The 16,135-nt window shown below is 72.0% G+C and carries 14 protein-coding genes and 2 tRNA genes; 2 read left to right on the top strand and 14 right to left on the bottom strand.

All coding sequences use genetic code 11. From position 1 onward, the window contains the following. Positions 1 to 277 precede the first annotated feature (277 nt). Complete coding sequence (locus ACIQH8_RS17210; protein WP_401000969.1) at positions 278 to 1,387, top strand: tyrosine-type recombinase/integrase; 1,110 nt, start codon at positions 278 to 280, stop codon at positions 1,385 to 1,387. 158 nt (positions 1,388 to 1,545) lie between these two features. On the opposite strand, the gene ACIQH8_RS17205 is transcribed toward ACIQH8_RS17210, so the two are convergent. The 3 genes from ACIQH8_RS17205 to ACIQH8_RS17195 all read right to left on the bottom strand — a co-directional run bounded on the left by ACIQH8_RS17205 (position 1,546) and on the right by ACIQH8_RS17195 (position 2,259). After that, positions 1,546 to 1,619, bottom strand: a tRNA-Met gene (locus ACIQH8_RS17205). 33 nt (positions 1,620 to 1,652) lie between these two features. Continuing rightward, a tRNA-Thr gene (locus ACIQH8_RS17200) sits at positions 1,653 to 1,724 on the bottom strand. Positions 1,725 to 1,800: 76 nt separating this feature from the next. After that, positions 1,801 to 2,259 carry a DUF4190 domain-containing protein gene (locus ACIQH8_RS17195; protein ID WP_401000966.1) on the bottom strand — a complete coding sequence of 153 codons (459 nt, stop codon included), beginning with the start codon at positions 2,257 to 2,259 and terminating at the stop codon, positions 1,801 to 1,803. A 377-nt stretch (positions 2,260 to 2,636) separates the two neighbouring features. Between ACIQH8_RS17195 and ACIQH8_RS17190 the strand changes: the two genes are divergently transcribed. Further along, positions 2,637 to 5,042: a BTAD domain-containing putative transcriptional regulator gene (locus ACIQH8_RS17190; protein WP_401000964.1), complete on the top strand. Its 2,406-nt coding sequence runs from the start codon at positions 2,637 to 2,639 to the stop codon at positions 5,040 to 5,042. Positions 5,043 to 5,093: 51 nt separating this feature from the next. On the opposite strand, the gene ACIQH8_RS17185 is transcribed toward ACIQH8_RS17190, so the two are convergent. The 11 genes from ACIQH8_RS17185 to ACIQH8_RS17135 form a co-directional block, all read right to left on the bottom strand. Beyond that, on the bottom strand, positions 5,094 to 5,651 hold the full coding sequence (locus tag ACIQH8_RS17185; protein ID WP_401000962.1) for a phage tail protein: 558 nt from the start codon (positions 5,649 to 5,651) through the stop codon (positions 5,094 to 5,096). A 14-nt stretch (positions 5,652 to 5,665) separates the two neighbouring features. Continuing rightward, positions 5,666 to 7,609, bottom strand: a complete 1,944-nt coding sequence (locus ACIQH8_RS17180) for a putative baseplate assembly protein (RefSeq protein ID WP_401000959.1) — start codon at positions 7,607 to 7,609, stop codon at positions 5,666 to 5,668. Further along, positions 7,606 to 8,019, bottom strand: coding sequence for a GPW/gp25 family protein (locus tag ACIQH8_RS17175; RefSeq protein ID WP_401000957.1), 414 nt, complete (start codon positions 8,017 to 8,019; stop codon positions 7,606 to 7,608). The genes ACIQH8_RS17180 and ACIQH8_RS17175 overlap by 4 nt, the downstream gene beginning before the upstream one ends. 19 nt (positions 8,020 to 8,038) lie before the next feature. Further along, the gene (locus tag ACIQH8_RS17170) at positions 8,039 to 9,865 is read right to left on the bottom strand and encodes a VgrG-related protein (protein WP_401000955.1); all 1,827 of its coding nucleotides are present in this window, start codon (positions 9,863 to 9,865) and stop codon (positions 8,039 to 8,041) included. Beyond that, entirely contained in the window at positions 9,849 to 10,613 is a 765-nt protein-coding gene (locus ACIQH8_RS17165; protein ID WP_401000953.1) for a LysM peptidoglycan-binding domain-containing protein, read from the bottom strand. Before ACIQH8_RS17165 ends, ACIQH8_RS17170 begins: the two co-directional genes overlap by 17 nt. 11 nt (positions 10,614 to 10,624) lie before the next feature. Beyond that, entirely contained in the window at positions 10,625 to 11,068 is a 444-nt protein-coding gene (locus ACIQH8_RS17160) for a phage tail protein (RefSeq protein ID WP_401000950.1), read from the bottom strand. A gap of 39 nt (positions 11,069 to 11,107) precedes the next feature. Then, a complete protein-coding gene (locus ACIQH8_RS17155) occupies positions 11,108 to 13,411 on the bottom strand; it encodes a hypothetical protein (RefSeq protein WP_401000947.1) in 2,304 nt (767 codons plus the stop codon). 3 nt (positions 13,412 to 13,414) lie between these two features. After that, positions 13,415 to 13,573, bottom strand: coding sequence for a DUF6760 family protein (locus ACIQH8_RS17150; RefSeq protein ID WP_196217003.1), 159 nt, complete (start codon positions 13,571 to 13,573; stop codon positions 13,415 to 13,417). Next, a complete protein-coding gene (locus ACIQH8_RS17145) occupies positions 13,570 to 14,043 on the bottom strand; it encodes a hypothetical protein (RefSeq protein ID WP_401000943.1) in 474 nt (157 codons plus the stop codon). The genes ACIQH8_RS17150 and ACIQH8_RS17145 overlap by 4 nt, the downstream gene beginning before the upstream one ends. Further along, positions 14,043 to 14,489, bottom strand: coding sequence for a phage tail protein (locus ACIQH8_RS17140; RefSeq protein WP_401000940.1), 447 nt, complete (start codon positions 14,487 to 14,489; stop codon positions 14,043 to 14,045). Before ACIQH8_RS17140 ends, ACIQH8_RS17145 begins: the two co-directional genes overlap by 1 nt. Before the next feature lie 70 nt (positions 14,490 to 14,559). Beyond that, complete coding sequence (locus ACIQH8_RS17135) at positions 14,560 to 16,125, bottom strand: phage tail sheath family protein (RefSeq protein WP_401000937.1); 1,566 nt, start codon at positions 16,123 to 16,125, stop codon at positions 14,560 to 14,562. Between the last annotated feature and the right edge of the window lie 10 nt (positions 16,126 to 16,135).

Below are 16,135 nucleotides of genomic sequence, written 5' to 3'. Positions count from 1 at the left end.
GAGTTCGAGACCATCATGACCAACAACCTGGCCCTCGCGGCCTAAACCAACCTGTCACCTATTCGTGCAGCAGACCCCCCCGAGTCGACTCTCGCTTGGGCGCGACTGGCCGTACCCCGTCCGTGATCCGCCAGGTGATGCCAATGCCGCACGATCCAGTGCATGCGGGCCGTGCTCAAATCGAGGCTTCCCCGTCTGTGGGGTCTTGCTCGCGTGCATGCCTCCGACGACGGGAAGCTCATAGGGTGGAGACGCATGTTGGGAGGGGACTACAGACGTGGGATCGGTTGAACCGTATTCGAGCGCGGCCGGCAAGAGATACCGAGTGCGCTATCGGAAGCCTGATCACTCGCAGACGACGAAGCGCGGGTTCATGACCAAGAAGGAGGCCGAGCTGTTTCTGGCCAGCGTTGAGCTGGGCAAGGCAGCCGGGACCTTCATCGATCCTTCCAGCGCTCGGGTCACGATCGCGGCGCTCGGTACCACGTGGCTGAAGTCGCAGACTCACTTGAAGCCATCATCGACCGCCGTCGTGGAGTCCGCATGGCGGCTTCATGTTGAGCCGACCTGGGGTCGCGTCGCGGTTGCAGACGTCCGCCACAGCGATGTGCAAAACTGGGTCGCCCGCCTGAGTTCCGGCGAGCCGGGACGGTCGAAGCCGAAGTCGCCAGCACTTGTCCACCGGTGCTATGGCGTACTCGCCGGAATCCTCGACGCTGCGGTGAAGGATCGGCGCATTCCGTCGAATCCTGCGCGCGGCGTGGGGCTTCCACGGAAGGTGAGCAAGGAGCACGTCTACCTGACACACCTCGAGGTCGATCGTCTTGCACGAGCCTCTGGCGTCCACGCGCCACTCATTCGCCTCCTCGCCTACACCGGACTGCGTTGGGGTGAAGTAAGCGGTCTTCGCGTGGGAGACGTGGATCTACGCCGTCGCCGACTGTCCGTCAGTGTCAACGCGGTGCGCGTCGGCGGTCAGGTCGTCGTCGGCACGCCGAAGACGCACAAGCGGCGCGTCGTGCCCTTCCCAGGGTTCCTTGCCGAGCCACTCGCCGAATTATGCACGAGCCGAGAGGACACGTCTCTCGTCTTCCCGGACAAGTACGGAAACCACCTCACGACGCCCACGGTTCGGGAGAACTCGTGGTTCGATCGAGCGCTGGTGGCCGCGGAGCTGAAGGCGATGACCATCCATGACCTCAGGCATACGGCCGCGAGCTTGGCGGTCTCGTCCGGCGCCAACGTGAAGGCGGTACAGCGAATGCTGGGGCACGCTTCGGCAGCGATGACGCTCGACACCTACTCGGACCTCTTCGACGACGATCTCGACACCGTCGCAGTCCGTCTGGACGAGGCGGCGGCACGCGCCCTCGGCGCGCTCAACTGACGAGCACGCGAGCCGCGATCTCGCATATGTTGATCACGTTCGCCGGTCGGGATCACATCCGATCACGTTCAGATGTGGTCAAAATGTGGTCAGGCAATTCGAGACGAGCGGGCAATGTTCGGCCCGAAGGGCCTGAGATCCGCGAGATTCTGCTGTTGTAGCGAGGGCGGGACTCGAACCCGCGACACCACGATTATGAGCCGTGTGCTCTAACCACCTGAGCTACCCCGCCGCGAGGCTTCCCCGGCGATGCCGGGAGAACCAGAGCCCCGAGTCAGGATTGAACTGACGACCCCTTCCTTACCATGGAAGTGCTCTACCACTGAGCTATCGGGGCAGGTGCCGCTGTCGCGGCAACCACACGAGAATATCACCTCGCAGCGCGTGCGTTAAATCGGCGGCCGGGGCCCCGATCAGAGGCTCGACGGCACGCCCGACGTGTACGCGGCGCTCGCGAAGACGGCGACGAAGAACAGCACGTAGAGCACGACCACGATGACGACTCCGATGGTCAGCACGTAGCCGAGGATGAGCCCCGTGAGGGCAGCGCCGGCACCCTGTTCGCCGGTGCGGCGGATCTGCGCGCGAGCGATGTGGCCGCACACGATCGCGGCGATCGAGCTGATCGGGCCGAGGAGCAGCGCGCCGAGCCCGAGCCCGAATGCGACCCAGGCCAGCACGTTCTGCGGGGCCGTCACGGGCGGCACCCAGGGTGCAGGCGCCGCGCCGTACGCGGCTCCCGGCGCGGACGCGCCGTACGCCGGGGCGCCGTAGGCGGGAGCGGACGATGCGGATGCCACGGGGCCGGGCGCCGCAGGTGCCACGAGCGGCGCCGTCCCGTACGGGAGCGTCGGGGCGTCGGAGGCAGCCACGGGTGAGGCGGGCACCGCGGGCGGAGCCGGAGGGGCGGGCGGGAGGGGCGGGGGCGTCTGGGCGCTCATGGCGGGGCTCCGGTTCGGGTGCGGGGAGGTGGGTCCGGCGGCCATGCTATCGCCCGCAGCGACGGCGGATCGAGGCATCCGTCGCCCGACCGCCGTGCGAATGCGACCGACTGCGGCCTCGGTCGCGAGTTCAGGGACCGCACCGATGCGCGCCGGCCGGTACTTCGGTACCAATGATCCGGAACATCGACCATGCGGCGATTGCGGAGCGGGGATCCGTTGCGGGAGCATGGCGAGGGAACCGGCAGTGCACCATGGTGATCACGGGACACGACGCGCGGCCGCCCGGGGGGAGGATCCCGGGCCGGTTGACCTCCCGTCTGCACGCCGGCCGCGTGTTCGTCGTCGCCCCCGTCGGCGCCGGCAAGTCCACGCTCCTCGCACGGCTCGAATCCGAGCTCGGCCGCACCGCCCTCGTCTCGGTCGACGACGCCCGGCGCGACCCCGCACGGCTGCGGGAGTCGATCGCGGATGCCGCGGCCGACGGCGCGGCGACCATCGCGCTCGACGACGTCGAGTCCCTGCTCGGTACGCCCGCCGCGACCGCGCTCGCGAGCCTCATCGGCAGTCGAGAACGGATGCCGCGGCTCGTGCTGGCCTCGCGCGTGCCGTTGCCCCCGGCGATCGTCCACGCGGCGGGCGAACGCGCCGCGATGATCACGGCACCAGAGCTCGCGCTCCGCATCGACGAGATCGCCATGCGTTTCGCCGAGGTCGCCGGGAGGCCGCTCGCATTCGGCTGCGCGTCGCTCGTCGCGCGCGAGACCGCCGGCTGGCCCGCGCTCGTCGAACTGCTGGCGCAGCGCGCCAGACGGGTCGACCAGGACGCGTTGGAGGCGACGGTCGAATCGGACCTCGCGACCGATTTCGCCGCCGGAACCCTCGAGACCGCCGTCGAGGCGTTGCCACCCGACCTGCGGCAGACCCTCGAGGAGGTCGGCGCGCTGCCCCGACTCGAGTTCGTCGCGTGCGCGCGGGTGCTCGGGGCATCCGCTGCGGGGCGACTGCTCACCGCGGTGGATGCCGGCGCCGTGATGCACGAGGTCGTCCTCGGCCGTCGCGTGCTGCCGCCGGTGCTCCGTCGTCACCTGGCGGCGTGCCGCGAGCTCGCGACCGCCGATGCCGCCGATGGCCGTGCCCGAGCGGTGATGATGGCCCCACCGCCACCCGACCCTGCGGATCCCACGTCACTCGCACCCCCCTCGGAGGTCGAACCCCCTTCGGAGGCGGCACCCCCATCGACTCGGACGCCCGGCGCCGACCCGTTCGAGGCGGCGCTCGCGCGACTCCGCCGCGGCGACGTCGTCGGCGCGATCCCGTTCCTCCGGCGCATCGTCGACGTCGGAACCCCGTCGCAGTCGCGGGCGGCGCGCCTCGCGCTGCTCGTCATCCGCGAACCGTTGGCGCCGCGTCACCACACGCTCGACACGTTGGCGACGCTCGAGCGCGAGTGCGTCGAATCGGCGGATCCGCGGCTCGCGCGCGCCTGTCGGGGTGCGATCGCGGCGATCGCCGACCTGCCGCACGCAGCGGTGCGCGAGATCGTCGCGTCGGCCGACGCGGATGGCGACGCGTTGGCGGCAGTGACGGTGTCGGGGATCGACCTGGTCATGCGGATCCGGCGCGGGCGGGCGACGAGCGCGGACACCACGGCCGTCGCAGACCGGTTCGACCGGCTCGGCCTGGCGGATGTCGCGGCGTGGGCGAGGTCGTGCGGAGCGCTCGCCGCCGCGGCCGCAGGCTCGACCCGCACGCGCGAGCTGATCGTCGAGGCGGACGGCTGCATCCGCACCTCGGGCGCCGAGGCCGCACGCACGCTGCTCGAGGTCGCGCAGGCCCTGACTCCGGAGCGCGCGAGCGCGTCCGCGGGCATGCGCGCCGCGTGGCGCCGTCGGGCGCTCGACACCGGGTTGCCCCGGCTGCCGTCGCTCGTGGCCGACGCCGTCGCCCGACAGTCGCACGCGACCGGCACCGGATGGGTCGGCAGCACGGCAGCGCACCTGCCACGCCTGACGGTGCAGTGCTTCGGCGGCTTCCACCTGCGCGCCGACGGCGCCGAGATCGACCTCCGGCGGGTGCGGCCGCAGGCGCGCGCACTCCTCCGGATGCTCGCGCTCAACTCGGGTGCGCCCGTGCACCGCGAGCTCATCGCCGACATCCTCTGGGGCGATCTCGGCACCGACTCGGCGGTGCACGCGCTGCACGTGAGCGTGTCGAGCCTCCGGCGCGCCCTCCCCCGCCCGCGCGCCGACGACAGCTCGATCGTCGAGCGCGTCGGCGAGGCGTACCGGCTCGGCATCGTCGATCGTCGCGACTGCGACCTCGCCGACTTCGAGGACCACCTGGCGGATGCCGCGGCGGCCAAGCGTCGACGCGATGCGGAGTCGACGGCGCACGACCTGCGCGCCGCGCTCGAACGCTACACGGGCGACGTGCTGCCGGAGGACGGCCCGGCCGAATGGGTGACGGGCGCCCGGGAACGCTACCGGTTGCGCGCCTCGGAGGCCGCGGCCTCGCTCGCCCACCTCGAACTCCGGCTGGGCTCGGCGCGCGCGGCGGTCGAGACCGCGACGCGGGCGGTGGAGATCAACCCGTGGCTCGACGAGGCGTGGCGGACCCTCGTCGAGGTGCAGCGCCGCTCCGGCGACGTGCTGGCCGCCGAACGTGCGGCCGAGGGGTATCGCCGCATGCGGGTCGAACTGGGCGTCGAGTGAGCCCGCGACGCACGACCAGGTTCCGCCCCGACCGCGCGGCCGCCGTGGCGGTCAGCCCGCGACCACGACGACCAACGCCACCGGCAGGTGCGCCGGCGCCACGGCCGCCGCGACGCGCCCGAAGCGCCGCTCCAGTTCGGCCCGGTCGCCCGTCGGCACTGTGACCGTGATCGCGAGGCGCACCTCGTCGGAGCCGGGCAGCGGCGTCCCCGGAGTGGGCGACCAGGCCGTCGCGCCCGACTCCTCGACCTCGACCTCGGCGTCCGGCCCCGCGGCCAGCCGCAGCGCCTCGCGGATGCCGCCCGGCGTACCCGCGCGACGGTGCAGCGCCGCCGCCCCGGCGACGATCGAGCGCCGCTGCTCCTCCGACCACGCGTCATCGAGCGCGACCTCGACCCACCCCGCGAGCCAGTCGAGGAAGTCGGCCGGGGCGTACGCCGGTCGCACGTAGGAGTCCAGGCTGTCGAGCACCGCGTAGACCGGCGCGATCGAGTCGTCGAACGCCCGGATCCACTCCATAAGAAACTGGTCCTCCTGGAGGATGCCCGGCAGCCGCGACCCGAGCGGCACCGGGTTCGCGAGCGGCTGCCGGTTGATGCGATCGTGCACGATCCCGCGCATCGTCACACCCCCGACGTCACCCGGATGCTGTGCCCGAAGCCGTGCACGAGCGAGGTCGGTCCGAGCGAGATCCGCTGCACCGGTTCGCCGCGCTCGCCCGTCACCGGGTCGGCTTCGAAGAGCAGCACCTCCTCGACCAGCTCCGCGCCGGGCAGCGACTGCAGCACGGCGTAGACCTCGCCCGCGAGCACCGGCCGGCCGAACGGCCATCCGTTGCCGTCGTTGCCGCCCCGGATCGGGTCGAAGTGGCGGTACAGCGTCGCGAGCGCCTCGGCCTGCAGTCGCTTGACGGCCACCCGGGGGCGCGCGACCATCTGCGCCGCCACGATCACGCCGCGGTACTCGGGCGGCTCGATGACGAGGCGCGTTCCGGCGATCCGCCGCGTCTCGAGGTCGTCCGAGATCGCCTCGAGCAGCTCCGGTCCGGGCTGGAGGTCGGCGTACTCGATCCGCCCGTCCGGGCCGACCGCGACCGTCGGCACGACGAGGAGCCGGACCCCCGCGCCGCCGCCGTCATCGACCGGGAGCGCCTGCGTGCGGCCGACGCCCGGCGCCGCACGCTTCGCGAGCTGTTCGAAGTCCCCCAGCGTCACCGCCCGGTCCCGCGTCCGCAGTGCGAGCGGTCCGCGCACCTTCGCCTCCTCGACGGTCTCACCGTCGGTGCCGTCGTGCGCGGCCTTCCGGTTCACCGCGCCCGAGACGAACGGCACCGTCGAGCGGAGCACCGAGAGGCTGCCCGCCGAGACGTTCCCGCCGCGTCCGCCGCCGACGCGGTAGCGCGGCACGCGCAGCGGGGCGCCCTTCGGCGGTACCGCGCCGTAGAGGCGAAGTCCCCCGTCGGGCTCGCGCACCGCGGGCGGGAACGACACCGTGCCCGTCGCACGATCGACGACGACATGCCGGTCGCCGTCCGCGGAGCCGGCGAACGAGTCGACCTCCGTCCATGCCTGCCATCCGCTCCCCGAGCCGACCTCGACGACGAACGCGTCGCCGTCGTCCACGACGGGCCGCTCCCGGAGTGCGAACGACTGGCCGGGTACGCCCTCCGAGAGCCCGAGGATCTCCTCGTCGACGGTCCGCACCTGCAGCGCGACGGCGACGCCGCCGACCGTGTCGGCCGACGCCTCGCGCACGAGCGGCGGCTGCTTGTACGTCGGCACGCCCTCCTCGCGCTCGACGATCCGGCACCTGATCCATCCGGCGCGCTCGTCGCCGATGACGGATGCCACGTGGTCGCGTCCGACGATGAGGCGGACCTCGCCGGCCTGGTTGAGGCCACCCGTCCGATCCACGACGAGGTCGCACGCCGACCATCCCGTCCCGTTCCACGACTCCCACACGATGGGCGGGTCGAGCGGGTCGACGCCCACGCCGCGCACCGCGCAGTCGAGCCGGATGCCGATCGCGAGGCCCGGCGCCGGCTGGTCCAGCCCGATGAGGAGTTCGTCGCCGACCTTCGGCGGCGTCGAGAACGCCTCCATCGGATCGGACCGGAGCCGCGCGTCGCGGACCGTCGTCGCCGCGCCCGATCGACTGCCCACGTGGGCGAGCTTCCGCGGCGGGATCTGCAGCTCGTCGGTGGTCTGGAACACCACGGACTCGGTCTGCTCGTTGCGCGGCGTGCCGACCTCGGTCCGGGCCGGCACGACGACGGTCTCGCTGCGCGGAGCGGCGAGCCACATGACGACATCCGCGGTCGCCGGGGTCGGCGGGTAGAGCGAGATCCCGATCAGGTCGAGGAACGCGATATAGAGCTTGTCCGGTACCCGGTTCAGGCGGTAGAAGAGCTCGTCGGTCATGAAGGCGAAGGCCTCGATCAGTGTCACGCCCGGATCGGAGACGTTGTGATCCGACCAGTCGGGGCAGCGCAGCGCGACGAGTCGCTTCGCGTCGTCGACGAGATCCTGGAACCGGCGGTCGTCGAGATTGGGTGCTGGCAGGGTCATGACGTCGCCTCCGATGCGCGCTCGGGAATCACGTAGAACGGGAAGACGAGGTTCCGGGGGTCGTTGGAGCCGCGGATGGCGTAGCCGATGTCGATCAGGAGCAGGCCCTCGTCGGCACGACCGAACGAGACCGCGACCCGCGTCACGTCAATCCGGGGCTCCCATTGGCGCAGCGCGCTGCGCACCGCATCGCCGACCGCACCGGCCGTCGCGGCATCCGCCGGCGCGAAGACGTACTCGTGCACGGCGCAGCCGAACTCCGGCCGCATGGGCCGCTCACCGGGCGAGGTCGCGAGGATCAGGCGGATGCTCTCCTCGATCTCGCGGTCGCCGGATGAGAGGGCGATGCGTCCGCCCGCGTCGGCGTGAACGGGGTACGACCAGCCCCGCCCGACGAACTCCTGCGACATCCCGACCTCCGACCCGCCCTCAGTTGATCTTCACGAGGCTGCCCGACACGACCGTCGACCCGGAGGACGACAGTTGCGCGGACGCCGTGCCGGTGAGCGAGACCTTCGCGCCGCTCAGGTCGAGCGAGGTCGCGCCCTCGATCGCGACCTTCGGCGCCGACAGCTTCAGCTCGGACTTCGCCTCGACCTCGACCTTCGTCCCCGACACGGACACGTCGCCCGTCGCGGTGACCGTGGCGTCGCGTTCCGCCGTGACCTCGACGGGTCCGGCGGCGATGATGCGGATGCCCTTGTCCGCCGTCTGGGTGAGGGTCACGTGCTGGCTGCCCTCGTTCGTCGACACCCGCACGAACTCCTCGCCCGGGCGCTCGACGAACTCCAGCACCATGCCCGTGCGCGACGTGAAGCTGCGGCGGACCACCGAGCCCGACTCGACGGCGGGCGCCCAGCCGCCGTGCGGCCGGTCGAGGCCGTTGTACAGGCCGCCGACCACCACGGGCCGGTCGAAGGAGCCCGCCTCGAAGGCCACGAGCACCTCGTCGCCGACCTCGGGGAGCACCATCGAGCCGCGCTCGCCGCCGGCCCCCACCTGCACGACCCGGGCCCATCCGCTCACGTAGTCGTCCGAGAGGATCGGGAAGGTCAGCTTGACCCGGCCCTCCTCCTCCGCCCCGCCGCCGCCCTGCACGTCGCTGACGAGCGCGCTCACCACGCCCGGCATCGCCGCGGCCGCGCCGCGATCCGGCCTGGTGCCCGCCCCGAGGAGCGATCGGTCCGACGCGTCGCTCACCGTGAACGACGTCATGTACCCCTGCTCGGCGGTGAACTCGTGGCGTGACTCGGTCACGACGTACCGCCCGTCGAACGGCGCCCCGAAGCCCTGCAGCCGCACCGCCGTGCCCGAGCGGATCCCGGGGTTGCCGAGGATCTGCGCCTCGATCTCCGCGAACCCGCCGGCGATGCGCGCCGAGAGCGACTTCGCGAGTCGATCCTGCGGTTGCTGCGAGCCCGTGCCCGCGCCGCTCACGTACGGCGGGCTCGAGAACACGTTCGCGACCTTCACCGGGTCGGTCGTGGGCAGCTCGGCCGAATCCGTCTTCGCCGGCGCGGTCGACACGACCTTCTCCTTGGCTGCGACGTCCCACCCGCGGACCTCGACCTCCGGCACCTGCTCGGCGCTCGTGATCGTGGAATGCAGGTACACGGTGTTGCGCCCGTGCTCGATGACGATGGGGTCGTCGACCGCGGTTGCCGACCCGCCCGAGGCCGACGACGCGGCCGTCGGCGGGCCGAAGTCGAGCCGCCCCTCGGTGACGGCGAACACGCAGCCCGAGTCATCCGCCAGTCGCTTCAGGAACACCCAGTCGCTCGCGTTGTCCTGCGTGGTGTGCGCCCGCACCGTCGGCGGACCCGAGATCGTGCCGGCTGTCAGTCCGGCACGCTCCGCGACCTTGCGCACGATGTCGGCCGTCGACATGTCGACGTACGCGGCGATGCGCCGCCCCCGGAAGAGCCGGTGCGAGGCGTCGAGCCCGCGGACCCTCGTGCGGAGCTCCCCGCCGACGTCCTCCCGGTCGAGCGCGGTCACCTCGCCCTCGAGGAGTTTCCGCTGCCCGTCCGCGCCGTTCTGCGAGACGTCGATCACGACCTTCGCGCCGATCTCGAAGCCGCCCTGCGACAGCACCGTTCCCGCCGAGTCGACGAACTCCAGCTCGAACGAGTCGGGCAGGTTCGCGGCATCCGTCACCCGACTGCGCTCGAGCACCGCCGAGACCTCGGTCGGCAACGGCGACCCGCCGACCGAGACGAGGATGAGGCTCGTGTAGGCGTCAACGGACGAGGGCACGGGCGATCTCCTTCCTCGCGACCACGCGGCCGTCCGCGTGGGAGAGCTCCTCGAGCGTCGGGATCAGCACGGTGGTGCCCGGGCGGAGTCGCAGGGGATCGTCGATCCCGTTGACCTCGGCGAGTTCGCGCCAGCGGGCGGGGTCGCCGTACTCCGCGTAGGCGATCGCCGCGAGCGAATCACCCGCCCCCACGACGTGCGAGTGCCGCGGTTGCAGGCCGCCCGAGGTCGGGTTCTGCTTCGACGGCTCGTTCGCGAGCTCCTCGAGTGCGACCGTGCACACCGCGCGCAGCGGCGTGCCGTCGGGCGAGAAGAGCGTGTACTTCGCAGCGACGCTCTTGATGTACCCGACGAAGCCCGTGAGCACGCCCCAGCGGAACTTCACCCACGGCGCCGACGGGCGGTTGCCGTCGACCGAGGCGCTCGTGGGCGTGCAGGCCTCGAACAGCGCCTCCACGCGCTTGACGACGCTCCCGTCGCGCTGCCGGGTCTCGTCGAAGTACATCTCCACGCTCATCTTCTGCGGGTCGGGGCCCTGGTACGTCGTCGGCGGCGCCGAGGCCGACTTCTTCTGGCTCTTGCTCTCCCACTTCGCCGACTTCGTGACGGTCAGCTCCTTCGGGTTCAGCTGGAAGTCGATCGTGGTGATCTTGGCGCCGAGCTTGCCGGGCTTCTGGCCCGGCTCGTGCACGTCGATGGCGGCGTGCACGAGGTTGGTCGTGTCGGATGCGGTCGTCGTGATCGGCATGGCGGCGGCCCTCAGTACGTGGAGCCCGTGCGGACGAAGCCGTTGTGGGCGATCTCGAGGGTCTCGGTGAGCACCTTGGGCTGGTCGGGGTTCAGCGCCGGCCCCGTCCACCGCACCGGGATCACGTCGTGCAGGTCGTAGGCGGCGACCGGCTTGTTGTCGGCGCTGCGGATCTCGATGCGCCCCGTGCCGCGCGACGGCCCGGTCACGGCGGAGACGACCCAGTTCACGACCGCATCGGCCGTGTCCTTGCTGACGGGCCGCGACAGCTTGATGTTCGGGTACTTCAGGCGCGTCGGGAACTGCCAGATGAAGCCGTTCGCGCCGCCCTCCTCCCGCGACTCCAGCACGACCTCGACGCCCAGGCCGTCGCAGGTCGAGAAGTCGCCCAGGTCGTGCTCGTCGAGGTGCACGAGGTAGTGCACGCCGACGGCGATCTCGGTGTCGGTGAGCATGTCGCCTCCTTCGTCTTTGTCCCGTCGATGGTTCGACGGTCAGATCCCATCGATGCGGATGCCTCGGCGCTCGCGATCGAGCAGGAGCTCCGTCTTGATGCGTCGGATGAGCGGGCCGTAGAGGCGTCGCACGAGCTGTTCGACCTCGCCCGGGCCCGCGGCTCCCCCGCCGAGTGCGGCGCCCGCGGCGGCCGCGGCACCGCCGAGCGCCGATGCGGCGGCGCCGCCCGCCTCGCCGGCCGCCTGTTCGGCGCGCTCGCGAAGCTCCGACGCGCTCGGGACCGCCTCACGGGCCGAGGCGATCGCACCGGACGCGGCCTGCTCGGCGCGCGACCTCGCCTCGCCGGCGGCGTCGGCCAGGTCGGGCACGTCGGGCACGTCGGGCATCACGGGCACGCGTCGGCGGAGCGTCGAGAGGTCGGGAAGATCGCCCGCACCGGGCACCGACGGCAGCGCCGGCAGGCCGAAGCGCTGCAGCGCGAGCGAACCCGAGGCCGCCGGCGTCGCCGGCGAGGATCCGGCGGTGCGATGGGCGGCGCCCGCGACGGTTCGCTGCGCCGTCACGTCCGGTGGCGGGCCCCAGACGGCGGATGCCTCGGCAGCGGCGGGTCCGATCGACGCCGACGACCGGGTCGGTACCGACGGTCCGCCATCACCCGAGTCGCTCGCGTGCAGGTGAGCCGTCGAGCGGGCTCCGTCGGGAGGACCGGCCACCCGGTTCGCGCGTGCACCCGGTGCCTCGCCGGGCCGGAGGTCGCGTTGGACGGGTGCCGACGGCTCCGCGTCCGGCGCGACCACACGCGCCGCGACGACGCGCGGTCCGGATGCGAGGGCGCCGGGCGATGACGGGGTCGATGCGGTCAACGAGGGCACGATGCGCCGGGCCGGGGTGAGCGAGGTCGTCGCGATGGCCGTCGGCGGCGTTCCGCCGTCGATGAGGTCGAGCGAGGTGCGCCGTTGGACGAACGCAGCGCTGGCGCGGCCGGGTCCCGACCCGGCGCCCGCGGCCAGGGTCGGAGCGTCCGTCGTCCGGCCGGCGGTCGGCCCGGCTGAGGGGATGTCGGGCGTCGGAGAGACCGCGTCGGCGTGCCGTGCCCCCGTCGCCATCGTCAGCTCCGGCTCGTGCGACGTGCCCGCCGAGTCGGCCGACGAGGTCGGTGCGAAGTCGCCCGTCGCGAGGTCGCGGTCGGCGAGGGTCGGGACGTCCATGCCCGTCGCGTCCCCGGCGAGCGGTGTCCCCTCAGCCACTGCATCGTCGCGCGCGGGCGCGCGTGGCTCGGTGCCGGGTCCGACTCCGAGTCCGCCGTCGGACGCCTGCGGAGCGTCCGCCTCGGCGGACGGCTCGGGCGTCTCCGCGGGTCGGTCCGCTTCGTCGGCGCCGGCGCCGAGCGCTTCGGCCGCGGAGGGCGACTCGCTCGATGCCGCGAGGCGTTGCACCGCGGAGGGTGCGAGCGGCGCGCCCAAGCCCGGCCGGCGCGAGTCCGATGAGGGGACGGGTGCCGCTGCGGGTGCGGCGGTCGGCGGCACTGTTCGATCGAAGGACCGGGAGGCGATCGTCGGAGCCGCGTGCTCGCCCGATGACTGATCGGGGGCGGGCTGCTCGTTGCTCGAAGGCCCGTGGACGACGGGTTCTGGGCCGGGACCGGCCGTGCGCTGCACGGGGAGGTCGGCCGCGACGGCACCCCGCTGGGCTGAGCCCGTCACCGGCGGGCCGTCACGTCGAGCGCTGCGGTCGGTACTTCCAGGCGTCATCGTGCCGTCCACGACGTCGCCGGGCTCCGCCGTCGCACCCCGCGTCGTGGCATCCGTCGTCTCCACGTCATCGGTCGCGCCCGCGACATCCGTCGCCGCCGCGACATCCGTCGCCGCTCCGACGTCGGTCTCGGTCGGACCATCGGTCGCCGACACCTCGCTGTCGGCAGCCCGCTGGACGCGAACCGCAGGGGCCGACCGCTGACCGGACCGCCCACCGGCGGCCGGGCGCGCGGGCCGCAGCGGCAGGTCGACCGCCGTCGCACGCTGGATCGGCGCGCCGAGCGCCGCATCGTCGACCGCGACGGTCCCGGCGGGCGCGCGGCCGTCGACCAGGTGTCCCATGGTGCCGAGCGAGGCCGGCACGACCCGCGTCGGCAGCGCGTCGACGAACCCTGTCCGCAACACGGCGGGCGGAGCAGCGTCCACCTCGCGCTGCAGCGGCGGCAGGAAGGCCCAGCCGGCCGGCGCCGGGGTCGGCACCGCGGCATCCGGTGCTCCCGACGGGTGCGCGGAGCTCGCGGCATCCGTCGTCGCCGGGTCGGCCGCAGCCGGGCCCGTCCGCGCGGTTCGCTGCCACGGCCACCGCACGGCTCAACCGCCCTCGTTCAACCGCGTGTTGATCGCCGCGATCTCCTGCACGTAGCGCTTGCGCGACGCGTGCTCCATGTCGAGGATGTCGTCGAGCGACCAGTGGAAGTGATAGGCGACGTACGCGACCTCCTCATGGATGCGGTCGGCCGGGTACGTCATGATTCCCCCAGGCGCCCACCCGCGAGGTCGGCCGTGAACCGGTGCGAGCATTCGGGGCAGGTCACGGCGATCCGGGTGTGCCCCTCGGCGTTGATGCGACGGTAGAAGTCCTGCAGGAACGCGACGTCCGACGCGAACATGTTCTCGATCACCGAGCCGTCGACCGACGGCAGGGTGCCGAGCGACGTGATCACGCGGCCGAGGAGCACCACCGTCGTGTACGCGGCGTTCTCCTGCACGCGGGCGTCGTAGAGCGGCAGCAGTTCGTCGCGCGCGGTCGCGAGGCGCATCACCCCGCGTCGGTGCACCGTGCCGTCCGCGCCGACGTATCCGCGCGGGAGCTCGAACGCGAACTCGGTGCGCATGACGCCGTCATCCGCCGCTCCGCGGCCCGCGGCGCCCGAGGGCGCCTGCGGGTCGTCGGTGCCGGATGCCGCGGTGCTCGGCATCGTCGCGATGACCCGCTGCATCAGGTCACCTCGGACTCGTCGAAGCAGACGGTGAACTTCTCGGTCGCCTGCTCGGTCGCGCCCGCCTTCAGCGAGTTGATCTCGACCGAACGCACCCAGCAGTTGCGGAACTCGTACTTCTTGAGGGTGCCGCCCTCGTAGTCGAGCAGTTCGACCGAGGCGTTCTTGCGCGCCCCGGCCACATCGCCGTTCATGACGACCTTCAGCCAGTCGCTGATCGTCTTGGACTCGGTGAGGCCGCGGGTGACGGTGAACTCCCCCGTCTTGGCGCGACCGATCAGCTGGCGGGCCACGTACTTGCCGTCGGCGAGCTGCTGCTTCAGCTCGATCTTGTCGACCTCGTTCTTGAGGCCGGTGACCTCGGTGACCTTCGGGATCTCGATGCCGTCGATGGTGACCTTGAAGGCGTAGGCCGGTGAGGAATCGAAGGAATCGGCGAGTGCCATGGCGTGCTCCTGGGTTCGGTTCGGTCGGATGGTGGTCCGGGTGGGGTGGTGATCCTGGTCGCTTCCGCGGTCACTCGGTCACGAGGCTCGTGCCGCCCGAGAACTGCGACAGCTGGAAGACGACGAACTCCGCCGGCTTCACGGGCGCGACGCCGATCTGGCAGACGACCTGGCCCGAGTCGATGACGTCGGCTGGGTTGGTCTCGTCGTCGCACTTGACGAAGAACGCCTCGTCGGGCGTGCGACCGAAGAGCGCGCCCTTGCGCCACTCGCCGATCAGGAACGCCGAGATGGAGCGGGTGAGCTTGCCCCAGAGCGCCGGGTCGTTCGGCTCGAACACCGCGAACTGCGTGGCGTTGAGGATCGACTTCTCGAGGTAGTTGAACAGCCGCCGGATGTTGACGTACCGCCAGGCGGAGTCGCTCGAGAGCGTGCGTGCACCCCAGACCCGGATGCCGCGGCCGGGGAAGCTGCGGATCGCGTTCACGCCGATGGGGTTCAGCAGTTCCTGCTCGGTGCGGGTGAGCTGCGTCTGCAGTTCGACGGCCCCGCGGACGACCTCGTTCGCCGGCGCCTTGTGCACCCCGCGCTCGCTGTCGTTGCGTGCCCAGAGCCCGGCGATGTGGCCCGACGGCGGGACATAGCGGTTCGTCCCGGTCGCGGGATCGAGCACCGTGAACCACGGGTAGTAGAGCGCCGCGAACTTCGAGTCGTAGCCGGCGTCGTTGCGTCGCCACTCGACGACGCCCTGCGCCGACAGCTCCGGCGGCGGGTCGAGGATCGCCATGCGGTCGCCCATGAGCTCGCAGTGGGCGATGACCGCGAGCTGCACGGCCTTCACCGTCTTCAGGTCGATCGCGCCCTGCTGGAAGGCGGCCATCAGGTCGGGGATGGCGACCATCGTGACCTCCTCGACCTCCTCGAGGCCGCTGAAGCCGGTGCGGTCGGCCGAGTCGCCGATGTAGTCCGAGGCGGCGAGCCCCTCGTGCACGACGGGCTGCTCCTCCGGCTCGGGCACCTCGAGGTCGAAGGTGCCGTTCTGCGGGCGGATGGCGCCGGCCGCCGCATCGGCCTCCTCGACGACGACCGCCTTCGACTCCGCGAGCTTCGTCACGACGAAGTTCGGGCTCGCGGGGCTCGCCGACACGCCGTCGTACACCTCGGGCGAGCGGCCCTCGACGGTCACGGCGATCTTGAAGCTGCCCTCCTCGGCCCCGTCGGCCTCGGTGTCGCTCACCTCGACCTTGACGGGCTTGGCGTTCGGCGAGGCGTTCTTCGCGGTGAAGACGTAGTTGCCGATCTTCGCGGTCTGCGGCCCGGCCGGGAGCTGCTTCTGGGAGCCCTTGCGACCCTTGCCGCCGCCGTCGCCCGAACCGGCGCCGATCCGCACGACGTAGCAGTTGCCGCCCCCGTTCAGGAAGTAGCCGTAGACGGCGTAGGCCAGGTACGCACCCTCGACCAAGCCGCCGAACTTCTCGACGTACTGGGTCCAGTTGGACACGAGGGTGGGCGCATTCTCGGGGCCCTTCGGCGCGAGGCCGATGAACGCGGCGACCGCGGTGCCGACGCCCTCGATCGGCCGGGTGCCGGCCTCGATCTCCTGCACGTACACACCGGGAGAGAGGTAGGTGGGCATCGGAGGCTCC

Source organism: Agromyces sp. GXQ0307, from assembly GCF_044769845.1.
Classification (GTDB): Bacteria; Actinomycetota; Actinomycetes; order Actinomycetales; family Microbacteriaceae; genus Agromyces.
The sequence above is the reverse complement of the archived record's forward strand: the minus strand, read 5'-3'. Positions and strand labels throughout refer to the sequence as shown.